Raw genomic sequence first — 12,754 nt, forward strand, 5'->3', positions numbered from 1 at the left:
GCTCCGCATATGGCAATGGGACAAGTCCATCACAAGACCTGTCCGTCCTGGAAGAAATTAACATCACGCAAGGTTAAGCGAAACATTATCCCGATCACAGATTGCGGAGGAAGGGCGCGGGGCGCACCGAGAGGATGCGCCAGGTGCCGGCAAGGCCGAGCCCGATCGTCACGACGAGGGCGATGACGGCCGCTGCGCCCGCGACCCAGGGGAAGAGCGTGAAGCGGAAATCCATGAGGGCGGAGACGACGAGCCAGGCGGCGCCGGCGCCCGCCAGAAGCGCGAAAAAGCCTGTGGCGAGGCCGAGAAGCCCGTATTCGACGGCAAACGCCGTCATCAGCTGACGCCTGGTCGCCCCGAGTGCTTTCAGAATGACGGCATCCTGGCGGCGCTGGCGATGTCCGGCGGCGAGCGCGCCGGCGAGAACGAGCATGGAGACGACGAGCGCCAAGGAGGCCGCGATGCGGACGGCGAGTGCCAATTGCCGCACCACGGAATTGACCGCCTCGATCGCGTCCTTCACCCGTACCGAGGTGACGCCCGGAAAGGCGTTGGTGACCTCGCGCAGGACGTTTCCGGAGACTTTCTCCGGGCTTCCTTCGGGCAGAGCGAGGGTCGCGAGATGGGTGTGCGGCGCGCCCGCAAACGTGTTGGGCGAAAACACCATGACGAAGTTGATGGCGAGCGATTCCCACTCCACGGAACGGAAATTGGCAATTTTCGCGGTGATGGAGCGGCCGAGCACGTTGACGGTGACGGTGTCGCCGAGCTTGAGGCCGAGGCCACGGGCAAGCTCGCCATCGAAGGAGACGAGGGGCTCTCCCGCATAATCTTCAGGCCACCATTCGCCCTCTTCGATGCGCGAGTTTTCGGGAAGGTCGCTCGAATAGGTGATGCCGCGGTCGCCGCGCAGCACCCAGCCGGAGCCTTCTTCGGGCTCGATCTCCGAAGCCGGGGTGCCGTGAAGCTCGGTGATGCGGCCGCGCAGCATCGGCACGGTCTGGATGGTGCCGTCGGGCGCCGCCTGGCGCAGGAGGGCGATGAACGGCTCGCGCTCGGCATTCTGGATGTCGACGAAGAAAAAGTCCGGCGCCTCGTCGGCGATGCGCCCGGTCAGTTGGGCGCGCATATTGGTGTCGATGAGGGCGAGCGTGACGAGGAGCGTGAGGCCGAGACCGAGCGAGAGAACGACGCTGCCGGTCAAGGCGCCCGGGCGCTGGATGTTGCGAATGGCGAGCCGCAGAGTGGTGTTGCGGATGGTGCTGGCATGAGCGGCGGCCCAGACGATGGCGAAGGCGATGAGGCGCAGGACGAAGAAGACGACGATGACGCCGGCCACGAACCAGGCGGCGATATGCCAGTCGGCCGAGAGGAGGATGGCGATCGCGGCGAGGCCGGCGAGAAGGCCGAGTTGCAGGAGGCGGATCGACAGAGCCGGTTTTGCGGCAAAATGCGCGGAGCGGTCGGCAAACAGGCTGGACGCCTTGAGATCGCGGGCTCGGCCGAGCGGCCAGAGCGAGAAGGAGAGAGCGACGAGAAGCCCGTAGAGGGCGGCGAGCGCCAGCTCGCGCGGATAGAGCGCGGGGACGGCGGAAAGCGGCAGGATGTTGGAGAGGGCGGCAAGGGCCACGAAGGGAAGGATGGCGCCGACGGCGAGGCCGATCGCGATGCCGAGGGCGGCGAGAATGAGGATCTGCGTCAGATAGGTGCGGAAGACGAAGCTGCGCGAGGCGCCGAGGCATTTGAGCGTGGCGATCGACGGCCGCTTCAGATCGACGAAGCTTGCGACCGCATTGCCGACGCCGACGCCGCCGACGACGAGGGCCGTGAGGCCGACGAGGGTCAGAAACTGGGCGAACCGGTCGATGTTGTCGGAAAGCCGTGGCGAGGCGTTGTCGCGCGAGCGCATGCGCCAGCCGGCTTCGGGGAAGCGCTCGTCGGCCGTGTCGCGGATCGCTGCGAGGCGTTCATCCGAGGCGCCGGGCAGGACGAGGCGGTATTCGTAGGTGATCAGGCTGCCGGGGCGCACGAGGCCTGTCGCCTCCAGCGTTTCTTCGGAAACGAGAAGGCGGGGGCCGAAGCCGATGCCGTCGGAGAGGCGGTCGGGCTCGGTCTCGGCGACGCCGCGGATCGCGACTTTTGTGGCGCCGAGCGCCACTTCGTCGCCCACGCTGAGGCTGAGCCGCTCCATCAGCTCCGGCGCGGCGACGGCGCCCGCGACGCCATTCTGAGTGGAGAGCGCGTCTTGAACATCGCCGCCGCCGGCAAGCGCAAAGGTGCCGAGCTGCGGATAGCCCGGCCCGACCGCTTTCAGCTCGACCAGCGTCTGGTCGGATCCGTCGAGACGGCGGGCCATCGCCCGCATATTGGAGACGAGCGCGAGCGTGCCGCCGGCATCGTCGGCCGTCTTCGTGAGGAAGGCATATTCGTCCGGGTTCGCCTGACGGTGGATGAGCGAGAAGGAGATGTCGCCGCCGAGGATGGTGCGGCCCTCATGGGCGATGCCTTCCGTCAGGGCGCGCGAGACGGAATTGACGCCGGCGATCGCGGCGACGCCGAGTGCGATGCAGGCGAGGAAGACGTAGAAGCCGGCAAGACCGCCTCTCAGCTCGCGCAGCGCAAAGCGCAGCGAGGTGGTTGCGGGGGCGCGGCGAGGGGCGGGGGAGGAAGAGGCTGTCATCGGCCGCTCAGGCCGGGCTCGCTACGGCGCGTTCGCGCGCCGGCACTGCCTTGTCGCCGCTGACCGGCTCGATATGGCCGCTTGCGATCCTCACGGTCCGGTCGCAGCGCTCGGCGAGCGCCCGATCATGGGTCACGAGGAGAAGGGTGGTGGCGTGCTCGCGCACCGTTTCGAAGAGGAGATCGGCGATTTCGCGGCCGGTGTCTTCGTCGAGATTGCCGGTCGGCTCGTCGGCGATCAGGATCGCAGGCTCGGTGACGAGGGCGCGGGCGATCGCCACGCGCTGCTGCTCGCCGCCCGACAGCGCCGCCGGATAATGGGAGAGGCGCTCGCCGAGGCCGACGCGCGCCAGCATCTTTTCGGCGCGGGCGAAGGCGTCCGATTTTCCGGCGAGTTCGAGCGGCACGGCGACGTTTTCCAGCGCCGTCATCGTCTGCATCAGATGAAAAGCCTGAAAGACGAAGCCGATTTTGTCGCCGCGGAAGGCGGCGAGCGCGTCTTCGTCCATTTCCGAATAATCGCGCCCGGCCACGGCGACACGGCCGCGGTCGACGCGCTCGAGCCCCGCGACCACCATCAGAAGCGTCGATTTGCCGGAGCCCGACGGGCCGATGAGGCCGATCATCTCGCCAGGGGCGGCGACGAGGCTCGCCTGCCTCAGAACATGGACTTGGGAGCGGCCGGTGCCGAGCGTCAGCTCTGCACCGTCGATCAGAATGGCCGGTTCACGCACGCTTATGAAAACCTATATCCGCCTTCGGGCACGGCTGCGCATATGGGGCTTCGCATATGACATTCAAAGTTTCTGGGGGCGTTTATGGGGGCCAGGGTGGCCCGGGTCACGTTCCTTTGAGCAAAGGTGGTGCGAGGACAGGTGGTGCGGGCCGGATCTGGCCGGCGCTCGGGCTCGGGCTCGCTCTCATCATGGGAGGGATCATGGGCGGCGGACTTGTGGGCACGCGGGCGCAGGCGGCCGAGCCCGTGGAGATCGTCGCCTTCGGCGACAGCCTGACGGCGGGCTATGGCCTTGCCTCCGGCGCGGGCTTTGCCGATCAGTTGCAGGCGCGCCTCGACGAAGAGGGGATCGCGGCCAAGGTGATCAATGCCGGCGTTTCCGGCGATACGGCGACCGGTGGGCAGCAGCGTCTCGAATGGTCGGTGCCGGAGACGGCGGATGCCGTCATCGTCGAACTCGGCGCCAATGATGCGCTCCGCGGTGTCGACCCGAAGGTGACGCGTGCGGCGCTGACCACGATCGTCAGGCGCTTGCAAGAGCGCGGCCAGAAGGTGCTTCTCGCCGGCATGTACGCGCCGCCCAATCTCGGCGACGAATATGGCGAGGCTTTCAACGCGATCTATCCCGATCTCGCGAAAGAGACGGGCGTTCTCTTCTATCCGTTCTTCCTCGACGGCGTGGCGCTCGACGACAGCCTGAAACAGCCGGACGGGCTGCATCCGACGAAAGAGGGCGTGACGGTGATCGTCGACCATATTCTGCCGAAGGTGAAGGAGCTGATCGAAGAGGTGCGCCAGGAGCAGGCGCCGGAGTGAGGGCGGGCGTCGTGACGCGCCTCTCGCCGCTGTCCTTCGTAAACCTCAGCCCTGCGCCTCGGCGTGCAGCGTGCCGGCGCCGAGGATGCGGCCTGGGCCTTTGTCGCTTTCGATCTGCAGGATGATGGCGCAGCCTTTGCCGGGCCCTTCCATGACGGCTTCCGTCGGAAGAACGAGCTTCATCGCCTTGCCGTCCCACATGCCGATCGGCTCGTTGTCGAGGACGACATTGCGGTAGGTGAGGGTGCGGCCGCGGTTTTCGCCGGAGCGGATCGGCACATCGACCTTCTTCAGAAAGGTGACGAGGCGCACGGTCACCATGCCGTCTTGCGGGGGCGTGCCGGCGCCGATGTCGACGTTGAGGCGCTTGTGGCTGCGGGAGAGAGAGACCGAGACCGGGAGATGGGCCGTGGCGAGCAGCGAGGTGATCTTGTGGCGGTTGCTGCCGACATAATGGCCGTGGCCGTTGACCACCATCTGCGGGGTATAGACCTTGCCGTCGCCGCGCACCGCCGCATAGGCGCGCTGACGGGCGGTGTTTTCGGGCTGGGCGAGCGTGTCCTTCCAGCCGAGATAGTCCCAGTAATCGACCGGCAGCGACAGGATGATGAGGTCGTCGTGGGTCGACAATTCGTTGAGAAAGGCGTCGGCCGGCGGACAGGCGGAACAGCCCTGGCTCGTGAAGAGCTCGATGACGGCCTTCGTCCCTGATCTGGGTGTGGCGGCTTGCGCGCTTTCGGCCCTGGCCGGCGCGGCTGCGATCGCCAGTGCGGCGCCGAGCATGACAGCGAGCGTGGCGGGCAGGGCGAAAGGAAGCAGGCGGAAATAGCGATGCATGACGCGGCGCACTATGCCTGCTCCTCCCCCAAAAGAGTGTCACAAGGGGGTGAGCGCACACCCTTGTGACATGTCTTGAACCGCCGAGATCAGAAGATCCCTATGCGGCTTCTTTGTCGCTCACGAGGTTGCGCAGCACATAGTGCAGAATTCCCCCGTGGCGGTAGTAGTCGAGCTCGTCTTCCGTGTCGATGCGCACCATGAGCGGCACCTCCTCGGTGCGGCCGTCGGCGAAGGTGATCCTGGCCGTCACCTCGCTGCGCGGACGGATATCCGTGAGGCCCGCGATCGACACTTCCTCGTCGCCCTTGATGCCGAGCGACTGCCAGGAGGTGTCGTCCTTGAAGACGAGCGGCAGGACGCCCATGCCGATCAGGTTGGAGCGGTGGATGCGCTCGAAGCTCTCCGCGATGACGGCGCGCACGCCGAGAAGACGGGTGCCCTTCGCCGCCCAGTCGCGCGACGAGCCGGTGCCGTATTCCTTGCCGGCGAAGATGACGAGCGGCACGCCCTCTTCCTCGTAGCGCATCGCGGCCGTGTAGATCGGCAGCTCCTCGCCGGAGGGATAGTGACGGGTGTAGCCGCCTTCGACGCCCGACAGGATCTGGTTCTTGATGCGGATGTTGGCGAAGGTGCCGCGCATCATCACTTCATGATTGCCGCGCCGCGAGCCATAGGAGTTGAACTCGATCGGCCGCACCTGATGTGACACCAGATAGTCGCCGGCGGGGCTGTCGCGCTTGATGGCGCCCGCGGGCGAGATGTGGTCGGTGGTGATGGAATCGAGGAAGAGGCCCAGAATGCGCGCCTTTTCCACGTCCTCCACCGGCTTCGGCGTCTTGTCCATGCCTTCGAAGAAGGGCGGGTTCTGGACGTAGGTCGACGACGACGGCCAGGTGTAGGTCATGCCGCCTTCGACCTTGATCCCCTGCCAGCGCTTGTCGCCGCGGAAGACGTCGCCGTAGCGGGTGCGGAACATCTCCTCCGAGATCACCTGGCGAACGATCTCGGCGACCTCCTTCGAGCTCGGCCAGATGTCCTTCAGGTAGACGGGGTTGCCTTCTCTGTCCTCGCCGAGCGGCTCCTCGGTGACGTTGAGGCGGAGCGAGCCGGCCAGCGCATAGGCGACGACGAGCGGCGGCGAGGCGAGATAATTCGCCCGCACATCCGGATTGACGCGGCCTTCGAAGTTGCGGTTGCCCGAGAGGACCGAGCAGGCGACGAGGTCGTTTTCGGCAATGGTTGCGGAAATCGCCTCCGGCAGCGGTCCGGAATTGCCGATGCAGGTGGTGCAGCCATAGCCGACGAGGTCGAAGCCGAGCGCGTCGAGATCTTCCTGCAGACCCGATTTCGCCAGATAGTCGGTGACGACCTGCGAACCCGGGGCGAGCGAGGTTTTCACCCACGGCTTCACCTCCAGGCCCTTCTCGCGCGCCTTGCGGGCGAGAAGTCCGGCGGCGATCAGAACGCTCGGATTGGAGGTGTTGGTGCACGAGGTGATCGCGGCAATGACCACGTCGCCGTCGCGCAGATGATATTCCATCCCCTCGACCGGATAGGACGGCACGTCCATGACGCCTTCAGCGCCTTCGTCCATGTAACGGGCCTCGCCGGTGCTTTCCGGCGGCTCCTGCGAGCTCTTCTTGCCGCCGCGCAATTCGCCGAGGGCGCTTTCGAAGGCGCCTGCGGCGTCCGTCAGAGGCACCCGGTCCTGCGGCCGCTTCGGACCGGCCAGCGAGGGAACCACCGTGGAGAGGTCGAGCGTCAAGGTGTCGGTGAAATGCGGATCGGGCGTGTCGTCGAAGCGGAACATGCCCTGCGCCTTGGCATAGGCCTCCACCAGCTCGACGCGATGCGGATCGCGCCCGGTCGCCTTCAGATATTTGAGCGTGTCGTTGTCGATCGGGAAGAAGCCGCAGGTGGCACCATATTCCGGCGCCATGTTGCTGATCGTGGCCTGATCTTCGAGCGAGAGGTTGGACAGGCCCTCACCGAAGAATTCCACGAACTTGCCGACGACGCCCTTTTTGCGGAGCATCTGGGTGACCGTCAGAACGAGGTCGGTCGCGGTCGTGCCTTCCGGCAGGCGGCCGGTGAGGCCGAAGCCGATGACTTCCGGGATGAGCATGGAGATCGGCTGGCCGAGCATGGCGGCCTCCGCCTCGATGCCGCCGACGCCCCAGCCGAGAACGGAGAGGCCGTTGACCATCGTCGTGTGGGAATCGGTGCCGACGAGGGTATCCGGGAAGGCAAACGTTTCGCCGTCTTCCTCACGCGTCCACACCGTCTGGGCGAGATATTCGAGGTTCACCTGGTGGCAGATGCCGGTGCCCGGAGGAACGACGCGGAAATTTTCAAACGCGCCCTGGCCCCAGCGCAGGAACTGATAGCGCTCGCCGTTGCGCTCGTATTCCATCTCGACGTTTTTCTCGAAGGATTCCGGCGTGCCGAAATAATCGACCATCACGGAATGGTCGATGACGAGGTCGACCGGGACGAGCGGGTTGATGACGTTCGGGTCGCCGCCGAGATGCGTCGTGGCGTCGCGCATGGCAGCGAGATCGACGACGGCGGGCACGCCGGTGAAGTCCTGCATGAGGACGCGCGCCGGACGATAGGCGATCTCACGCGAGGAGCGGCGCTCCTTCAGCCATTCGGCGACGGCCTTGATGTCGTCGGCGGTGACGCTGCGCCCGTCTTCGAAGCGCAGGAGGTTTTCCAAGAGGACTTTGAGCGAGAAGGGCAGGCGGGAAACGCCGTCGAGCCCGTTCTTTTCCGCTTCAGTCAGAGAGAAATAGGTATAGGTCCGCCCATCGACTTCGAGCTGTTTTCGGGCCTTGAAACTGTCGAGAGATTTGGTCACGCGAGGCTCCTTTGATCGCACAATGAGGCCGGCCGCTCTTGGGCCAATGCCTCTCCTCCGGTGCGGTTCCGGCTGATTTTTTGGAGGCCGGCGGAGAGGAGCGCCTGCCGCCGCCGGTTGCCGGGCATATAGAATATTCTTAAAGCGGAGACCAGCCGCGCAAACGGCCGATGCCGCAGAGAACGACACTTGGTCCAAAATTCCTTTCCCATCCCGATTTCCGTGAATGCCGAAGATCTCGCCTGCGAACGCGGGGGACGGCCGATTTTCGAAGGCGTCAGCTTTTCGCTGTCAGGCGGCGAAGTGCTCGCCATCGTCGGTCCGAACGGCACCGGCAAATCGAGCCTGTTGCGCATGATCGCAGGGCTTCTGTTTCCGGTCGCCGGCTCCGTGACCATCAAGGCCGGCACGCTGGAGGAGGGGTTCTTGCACTTCCTCGCCTATGGCGACGGGCTCAGAAGCGTCTTCACGGTGGAAGAAAACCTGAAGCTCTGGTCGCGCATCTATGGCGGCGAGACGGGCGGCGAGGCGATCTACGACGCGCTCGAAAAGGTGGGCCTCGCGCATGCCATGCATCTGCCGGCGCGGGCGCTCTCGACCGGGCAGCGGCGACGCGCCGGGCTTGCGCGGCTCGTCTTGTCGAAGCGGCCCGTCTGGCTTCTCGACGAGCCGACCTCGGGCCTCGACCGCGACGGCGAGGCGGTGCTCGGCGGGCTGATGCGGACGCATCTCGATGCCGGCGGCGCCATCATCGCGGCGACCCATCTCACCCTTCCCGTGCCGCCGACCCGCACGCTCGAGCTGCAATGAGAAAGCCTTCATGAGCGCCTTTTCCGCCATCATCGGACAGACGGTCAAAGCGAGCTTCCGCGCCGGCGGCGGCGCGCTCACCGGCCTCCTCTTCTTTCTGACCGTCGTCACCGTGTTTCCGTTCGGCGTCGGACCGGATCTCAATCTTCTCGCCCGCATCGGGCCGGCGGTTCTGTGGATCGGGGTGCTGCTGTCGCTGCTTCTCGGGCTCGACCGGCTCTTCGGCCAGGACCGCGAGGACGGGGCGCTCGAACTCATCATGGTGTCGGGCGAGCCCCTGGCGCTCTTCGTCTTCGCGCGCGCGGCCGGCTACTGGCTGGCGCATGGGCTGCCGATCGTGGTCGTGGCGCCGATCCTCGGGCTCATCCTCAATCTCGACGCGCTGTCGCTTGCGGCCGTCACGGCGACGCTCGTCGTCGGCTCGCCGGCCCTTGCCATGATCGGCGCGGTGGGCGGGGCGCTGACGGCGGGGCTGGCGCGGGGCGGCATGCTGGCGGCGATCCTCGTCCTGCCGCTGTCGATCCCGGTGCTGATTTTCGGGGTCGCGGCCGTCAACGGGGCGATCGCCGACCCGGACCCGTTCCTCGCGCCCTTCCTGATTTTGTGCGCGTTCACGATGTTTTCAGCGGTTCTGGCGCCGATTGCGGGCGCAGCGGCACTTCGTCTCGGTCTCGATTGATCTAGCTCATGGCTGGTTGAGCCTGGACGTGAAAGCAAGTGGTGTTTGCTGTCACTCTAGAATGGTCCTAAAGTCTTCTCATGGGTACCATCTCCAGCCTCGCCAATCCGACACGCTTCCTGTCGTGGTCGGCACGTATCCTGCCCTTCGTCACCGTTCTCGCGGTGGTGACGCTGGCCATCGGCCTCTACCTGTCGCTGGTGGCTTCGCCGCCGGATTATCAGCAGGGCGACAGCGTGCGCATCATGTATGTGCATGTGCCGGCCTCCTGGCTTGCGATGTTCTGTTACCTGGTGATGGCGGGCGCGGCTCTCGGCACGCTCGTCTGGCGCCATCCGCTCGCCGACGTGTCGGCGCGGGCGGCAGCCCCGATCGGGGCGGCGTTCACCTTCCTCGCGCTCTTTACCGGCTCCGTCTGGGGCAAGCCGATGTGGGGCACCTGGTGGGTGTGGGACGCACGGCTCACCTCGGTTCTCGTGCTCTTCATCATGTATCTCGGGCTCTTGGCCCTGTGGCGCGCCTTCGATGACCCGACGCGGGCGGCGAAGGTCGCGGCCGTCCTCATCCTCGTCGGTTTCGTCAACATCCCGATCATCAAGTTCTCGGTCGATTGGTGGAACACGCTGCATCAATCGGCGAGCGTCATCCGCCTCGACGGGCCGTCGATCGCGCCGTCGATGCTGTGGCCGCTCGTGGTGATGGCCGTCGCCTACACACTTATTTTTGTCGCCCTGCATCTTGCGGCGATGCGTGCGGAGATCTATCGGCGCAGGGCGCGCACGACGGAGATCCTGATCGCGGCCCGCCGCCCGAGCACGGCCGTCAGACCCGCCGCCGCGCATTAGAGGTCGCCCCATGACGCATCTGCCTTTCATCCTCGCAGCCTATGGTGCGAGCGCGCTCGTTCTCATCGGCCTCATCGTGTGGGTCGTGGCCGATACGCGCATTCAGAAGCGTCGGCTCAACGAATTGGAAAAGGCCGGCCCCAGGCGCCGCCGCTCGACGACACAAGGCCTATGAAACCTCCCATCAAGACGACGAGCAAACGGCGCAATTCGCCCGCGATGAAACGCGTCTGGCTCGTCCTGCTGCTCGTTCTGTTCATGGCTCTCGTGGCCATCTTCTGGAAACAGCTCGGCGAGGACGCCTCGCAGGTTCCCTCCGCCCTCATCGGCAAGGAAGTGCCCGATTTCGATCTTCCGCCGCTTTACGAAGACGGCAAGGGCCTCAAGACTGCCGACCTCGAAGAAGGCGTGCATCTCGTCAATATCTGGGCGTCCTGGTGCGGCCCGTGCCGCGGCGAGCACCCAGTGCTGATGCAATTGTCGGAAGACGACCGCTTCGACGTCACCAGCATCAATTACAAGGACGAGGGCGAAAACGCCCGCCGTTTCCTCGGCACGCTCGGCAATCCCTTCGATCGCATCGCGACGGATTCGACCGGGCGCACGGCGATCGACTGGGGCGTCTACGGCGTGCCGGAGACGTTCATCGTGCGCGACGGCATCATCGTCTACAAGAATGTCGGCCCGCTCAATACCAAGGCCTTCGAGACGGATTTCATGCCGGCGCTGGAGAAGGCGATTGCCGAGGAAGAGGCCGAAAAAAGCGGCGGTCAGCAGCCGACGAGCTGAGTGCTCCTGAGCCGAGTTGGCCTGCGCTGAGCGGGCGATAAGCTGAGCGGATGCGTGGAACCGAAGCCGGGGCTCAACCCCGGCTTTCGTGTTTTATGCCTGCGGGCCGCTTATGCCGGCACCCCGTCTTCCTGCACCTCGTCGGTGGCGCGGCGGACTTCGTGCGTCAGCGCCTCCGGCAGGCCGAGCCTTGCCGCCAGCATGTCGAGATAGGCTCTCTCCGCCGGATGGTCGGGATCGATCGCGAGCAGCGAGGCGGCGTAGACTTCGGTGGCCACTTCCTGGTTTGGCGTTCGCTCGACGAGATCGTCGATGGAGAGCGGGCGGCGCATCTCGTCGAAGAGAAGGCCCTTGTCCTCGCTGTCGAGATCGAGCGCCTCGATGCGCCCATAGATGGCTTCCTGCTCGTCCTGGTCGATATAGCCGTCGGCCTTCGCCGCGGCGATCATGGCGGACAGGATCAGGCGGGCGCGGTCTTCCGCCTCGTGGCCGTCCGGCGCAAAGGCGGTGCCTTCGGGGGAGGGCAGTTCCTGGGCCGGCTGATGGGCGATCTGCGGATGTTGCTGGGGCTGCTGTTGCGGGGGCAGCTCTCCGGCGCTTTTCGCCTGATGGTTCTGCCAGGCCTTGTAGGCGAGGCCCGCGACGAGGGCCATGCCGCCATATTTCACGGCCTTGCCGCCGAGTTTCCGGCCGCGCTTGGAGCCGAGAAGATAGGTGGCGAGACCGCCGGCGAGCGCACCCTTGAGGGCCGAATTGCCCTGGCCGCCGAGAAACCCGCCGATCTGATCCTGGATCGAACCGCCGGACGTCTGCCGCGGGTTCGCCGGCGTGCCGGCGCCCTGCTGTGCGCCCCCGCCCGTGCCGAGAAACTGGTCGAGAAGCTTCTGCGCGTCGATCATCAACGGTCCCTTTCGTTCTGGTCGTCGGCGAAGGCCGACCGGGACCGATATCGGCATCGCCTTTCCGCGTCGCAACGGCGATGACGTATGCGTGATCTTGGCGGTTGCCGCAGCCGCGCGAGGGAGCGCCCTACTTGTCGCCGCCGAGCGGCTCCAGCGAGTGCCGGGTGATGAGCGGCATCTGCGTCAGCGTGAAGACGATGGTGAGCGGCATGATGCCAAAGACCTTGAAGCTCACCCAGAAGTCGGTGGAGAAATTGCGCCACACCACCTCGTTCAGGATGGCGAGCGCGAAGAAGAAGAGGCCCCAGCGGAAGGTCAATTTGCGCCAGCCCTCGGCATCGAGCCGAAAGACGCTGTCGAAGACATAGCCCAGGAAGGAGCGGCCGAAGGCGAGGCCGCCCAGAAGGATGGCGCCGAAGAGGGCGTTGACGATCGTCGGCTTCATTTTGATGAAGACCTCGTCATGCAGAATGAGCGTCAAGGTGCCGAAGACGAGGACGACGATGCCGGTGACGAGCGGCATGATGGCGAGCTTCTTCGTCAGCCAATAGGAGACGCCGAGCGAGATCGCGATCGCCACCATAAAGGAGGCGGTGGCGACGAAAATGTCGAAGCGGGCATTGGCGAAAAAGAAGACGACCAGCGGGCCGAGCTCCAACAGGAGCTTGACGAGCGGCGGCAGATGATCGCGGCCGGGATCGCCCGGTTCGCGCTCGAAGATCGACATGGCGGTCCTTCGTCAGCGTTGCGCTTCTATGTGCGGAGGGCGCCGCTTTGTGTCAATCGCGCCCTCCTTGC

At 65.6% G+C, this 12,754-nt stretch carries 12 protein-coding genes; 6 read left to right on the forward strand and 6 right to left on the reverse strand.

Annotated features, from left to right (window positions below; genetic code table 11):
* Positions 1-94: 94 nt before the first annotated feature.
* Both ACK8CP_RS16565 and ACK8CP_RS16570 read right to left on the reverse strand, forming a co-directional pair.
* A complete protein-coding gene (locus ACK8CP_RS16565) occupies positions 95-2,680 on the reverse strand; it encodes an ABC transporter permease (RefSeq protein WP_414832548.1) in 2,586 nt (861 codons plus the stop codon).
* A gap of 7 nt (positions 2,681-2,687) precedes the next feature.
* Positions 2,688-3,413 (reverse strand): ABC transporter ATP-binding protein, encoded by a 726-nt coding sequence (locus ACK8CP_RS16570; protein ID WP_246008335.1) that lies wholly within the window; start codon positions 3,411-3,413, stop codon positions 2,688-2,690.
* Between the two features lie 191 nt (positions 3,414-3,604).
* Between ACK8CP_RS16570 and ACK8CP_RS16575 the strand changes: the two genes are divergently transcribed.
* Positions 3,605-4,231: an arylesterase gene (locus ACK8CP_RS16575; RefSeq protein ID WP_414834287.1), complete on the forward strand. Its 627-nt coding sequence runs from the start codon at positions 3,605-3,607 to the stop codon at positions 4,229-4,231.
* Positions 4,232-4,276: 45 nt separating this feature from the next.
* Here ACK8CP_RS16575 and ACK8CP_RS16580 read toward each other — a convergent pair whose 3' ends face one another.
* Positions 4,277-5,080, reverse strand: coding sequence for a DUF1223 domain-containing protein (locus ACK8CP_RS16580; RefSeq protein ID WP_414832549.1), 804 nt, complete (start codon positions 5,078-5,080; stop codon positions 4,277-4,279).
* A gap of 88 nt (positions 5,081-5,168) precedes the next feature.
* Positions 5,169-7,931 (reverse strand): aconitate hydratase AcnA, encoded by a 2,763-nt coding sequence (gene acnA / locus ACK8CP_RS16585; protein ID WP_414832550.1) that lies wholly within the window; start codon positions 7,929-7,931, stop codon positions 5,169-5,171.
* Between the two features lie 216 nt (positions 7,932-8,147).
* On the opposite strand from acnA, the gene ccmA reads away from it, so the two are divergent.
* The 5 genes from ccmA (at position 8,148) to ACK8CP_RS16610 (ending at position 11,054) form a co-directional block, all read left to right on the forward strand.
* Positions 8,148-8,741, forward strand: a complete 594-nt coding sequence (ccmA, locus tag ACK8CP_RS16590) for a heme ABC exporter ATP-binding protein CcmA (RefSeq protein WP_234630391.1) — start codon at positions 8,148-8,150, stop codon at positions 8,739-8,741.
* Positions 8,742-8,751: 10 nt separating this feature from the next.
* On the forward strand, positions 8,752-9,420 hold the full coding sequence (gene ccmB, locus ACK8CP_RS16595; RefSeq protein ID WP_234630250.1) for a heme exporter protein CcmB: 669 nt from the start codon (positions 8,752-8,754) through the stop codon (positions 9,418-9,420).
* Between the two features lie 80 nt (positions 9,421-9,500).
* Entirely contained in the window at positions 9,501-10,265 is a 765-nt protein-coding gene (locus ACK8CP_RS16600) for a heme ABC transporter permease (protein ID WP_234630251.1), read from the forward strand.
* Between the two features lie 10 nt (positions 10,266-10,275).
* Complete coding sequence (ccmD, locus tag ACK8CP_RS16605) at positions 10,276-10,440, forward strand: heme exporter protein CcmD (RefSeq protein ID WP_092813432.1); 165 nt, start codon at positions 10,276-10,278, stop codon at positions 10,438-10,440.
* Positions 10,437-11,054, forward strand: coding sequence for a DsbE family thiol:disulfide interchange protein (locus ACK8CP_RS16610; RefSeq protein WP_234630253.1), 618 nt, complete (start codon positions 10,437-10,439; stop codon positions 11,052-11,054). The genes ccmD and ACK8CP_RS16610 overlap by 4 nt, the downstream gene beginning before the upstream one ends.
* 110 nt (positions 11,055-11,164) lie before the next feature.
* Here ACK8CP_RS16610 and ACK8CP_RS16615 read toward each other — a convergent pair whose 3' ends face one another.
* Both ACK8CP_RS16615 and ACK8CP_RS16620 read right to left on the reverse strand, forming a co-directional pair.
* The gene (locus tag ACK8CP_RS16615; protein ID WP_414832551.1) at positions 11,165-11,953 is read right to left on the reverse strand and encodes a tellurite resistance TerB family protein; all 789 of its coding nucleotides are present in this window, start codon (positions 11,951-11,953) and stop codon (positions 11,165-11,167) included.
* A gap of 130 nt (positions 11,954-12,083) precedes the next feature.
* Positions 12,084-12,683 carry a septation protein A gene (locus ACK8CP_RS16620; protein WP_234630255.1) on the reverse strand — a complete coding sequence of 200 codons (600 nt, stop codon included), beginning with the start codon at positions 12,681-12,683 and terminating at the stop codon, positions 12,084-12,086.
* Between the last annotated feature and the right edge of the window lie 71 nt (positions 12,684-12,754).

It is taken from the genome of Afifella sp. YEN Y35, assembly GCF_047553465.1.
GTDB lineage: Bacteria > Pseudomonadota > Alphaproteobacteria > Rhizobiales > Afifellaceae > Afifella > Afifella aestuarii.

Bases quoted from the DNA above. Each gene is read 5' to 3' on its own strand.
- ACK8CP_RS16575 (WP_414834287.1), top strand. From the start codon at position 3,605: ATGGGAGGGATCATGGGCGGCGGACTTGTGGGCACGCGGGCGCAGGCG.
- ACK8CP_RS16565 (WP_414832548.1), bottom strand. From the start codon at position 2,680: ATGACAGCCTCTTCCTCCCCCGCCCCTCGCCGCGCCCCCGCAACCACC.
- ACK8CP_RS16610 (WP_234630253.1), top strand. From the start codon at position 10,437: ATGAAACCTCCCATCAAGACGACGAGCAAACGGCGCAATTCGCCCGCG.
- ccmD (WP_092813432.1), top strand. From the start codon at position 10,276: ATGACGCATCTGCCTTTCATCCTCGCAGCCTATGGTGCGAGCGCGCTC.
- ccmB (WP_234630250.1), top strand. From the start codon at position 8,752: ATGAGCGCCTTTTCCGCCATCATCGGACAGACGGTCAAAGCGAGCTTC.
- ACK8CP_RS16615 (WP_414832551.1), bottom strand. From the start codon at position 11,953: ATGATCGACGCGCAGAAGCTTCTCGACCAGTTTCTCGGCACGGGCGGG.
- ACK8CP_RS16620 (WP_234630255.1), bottom strand. From the start codon at position 12,683: ATGTCGATCTTCGAGCGCGAACCGGGCGATCCCGGCCGCGATCATCTG.
- ACK8CP_RS16600 (WP_234630251.1), top strand. From the start codon at position 9,501: ATGGGTACCATCTCCAGCCTCGCCAATCCGACACGCTTCCTGTCGTGG.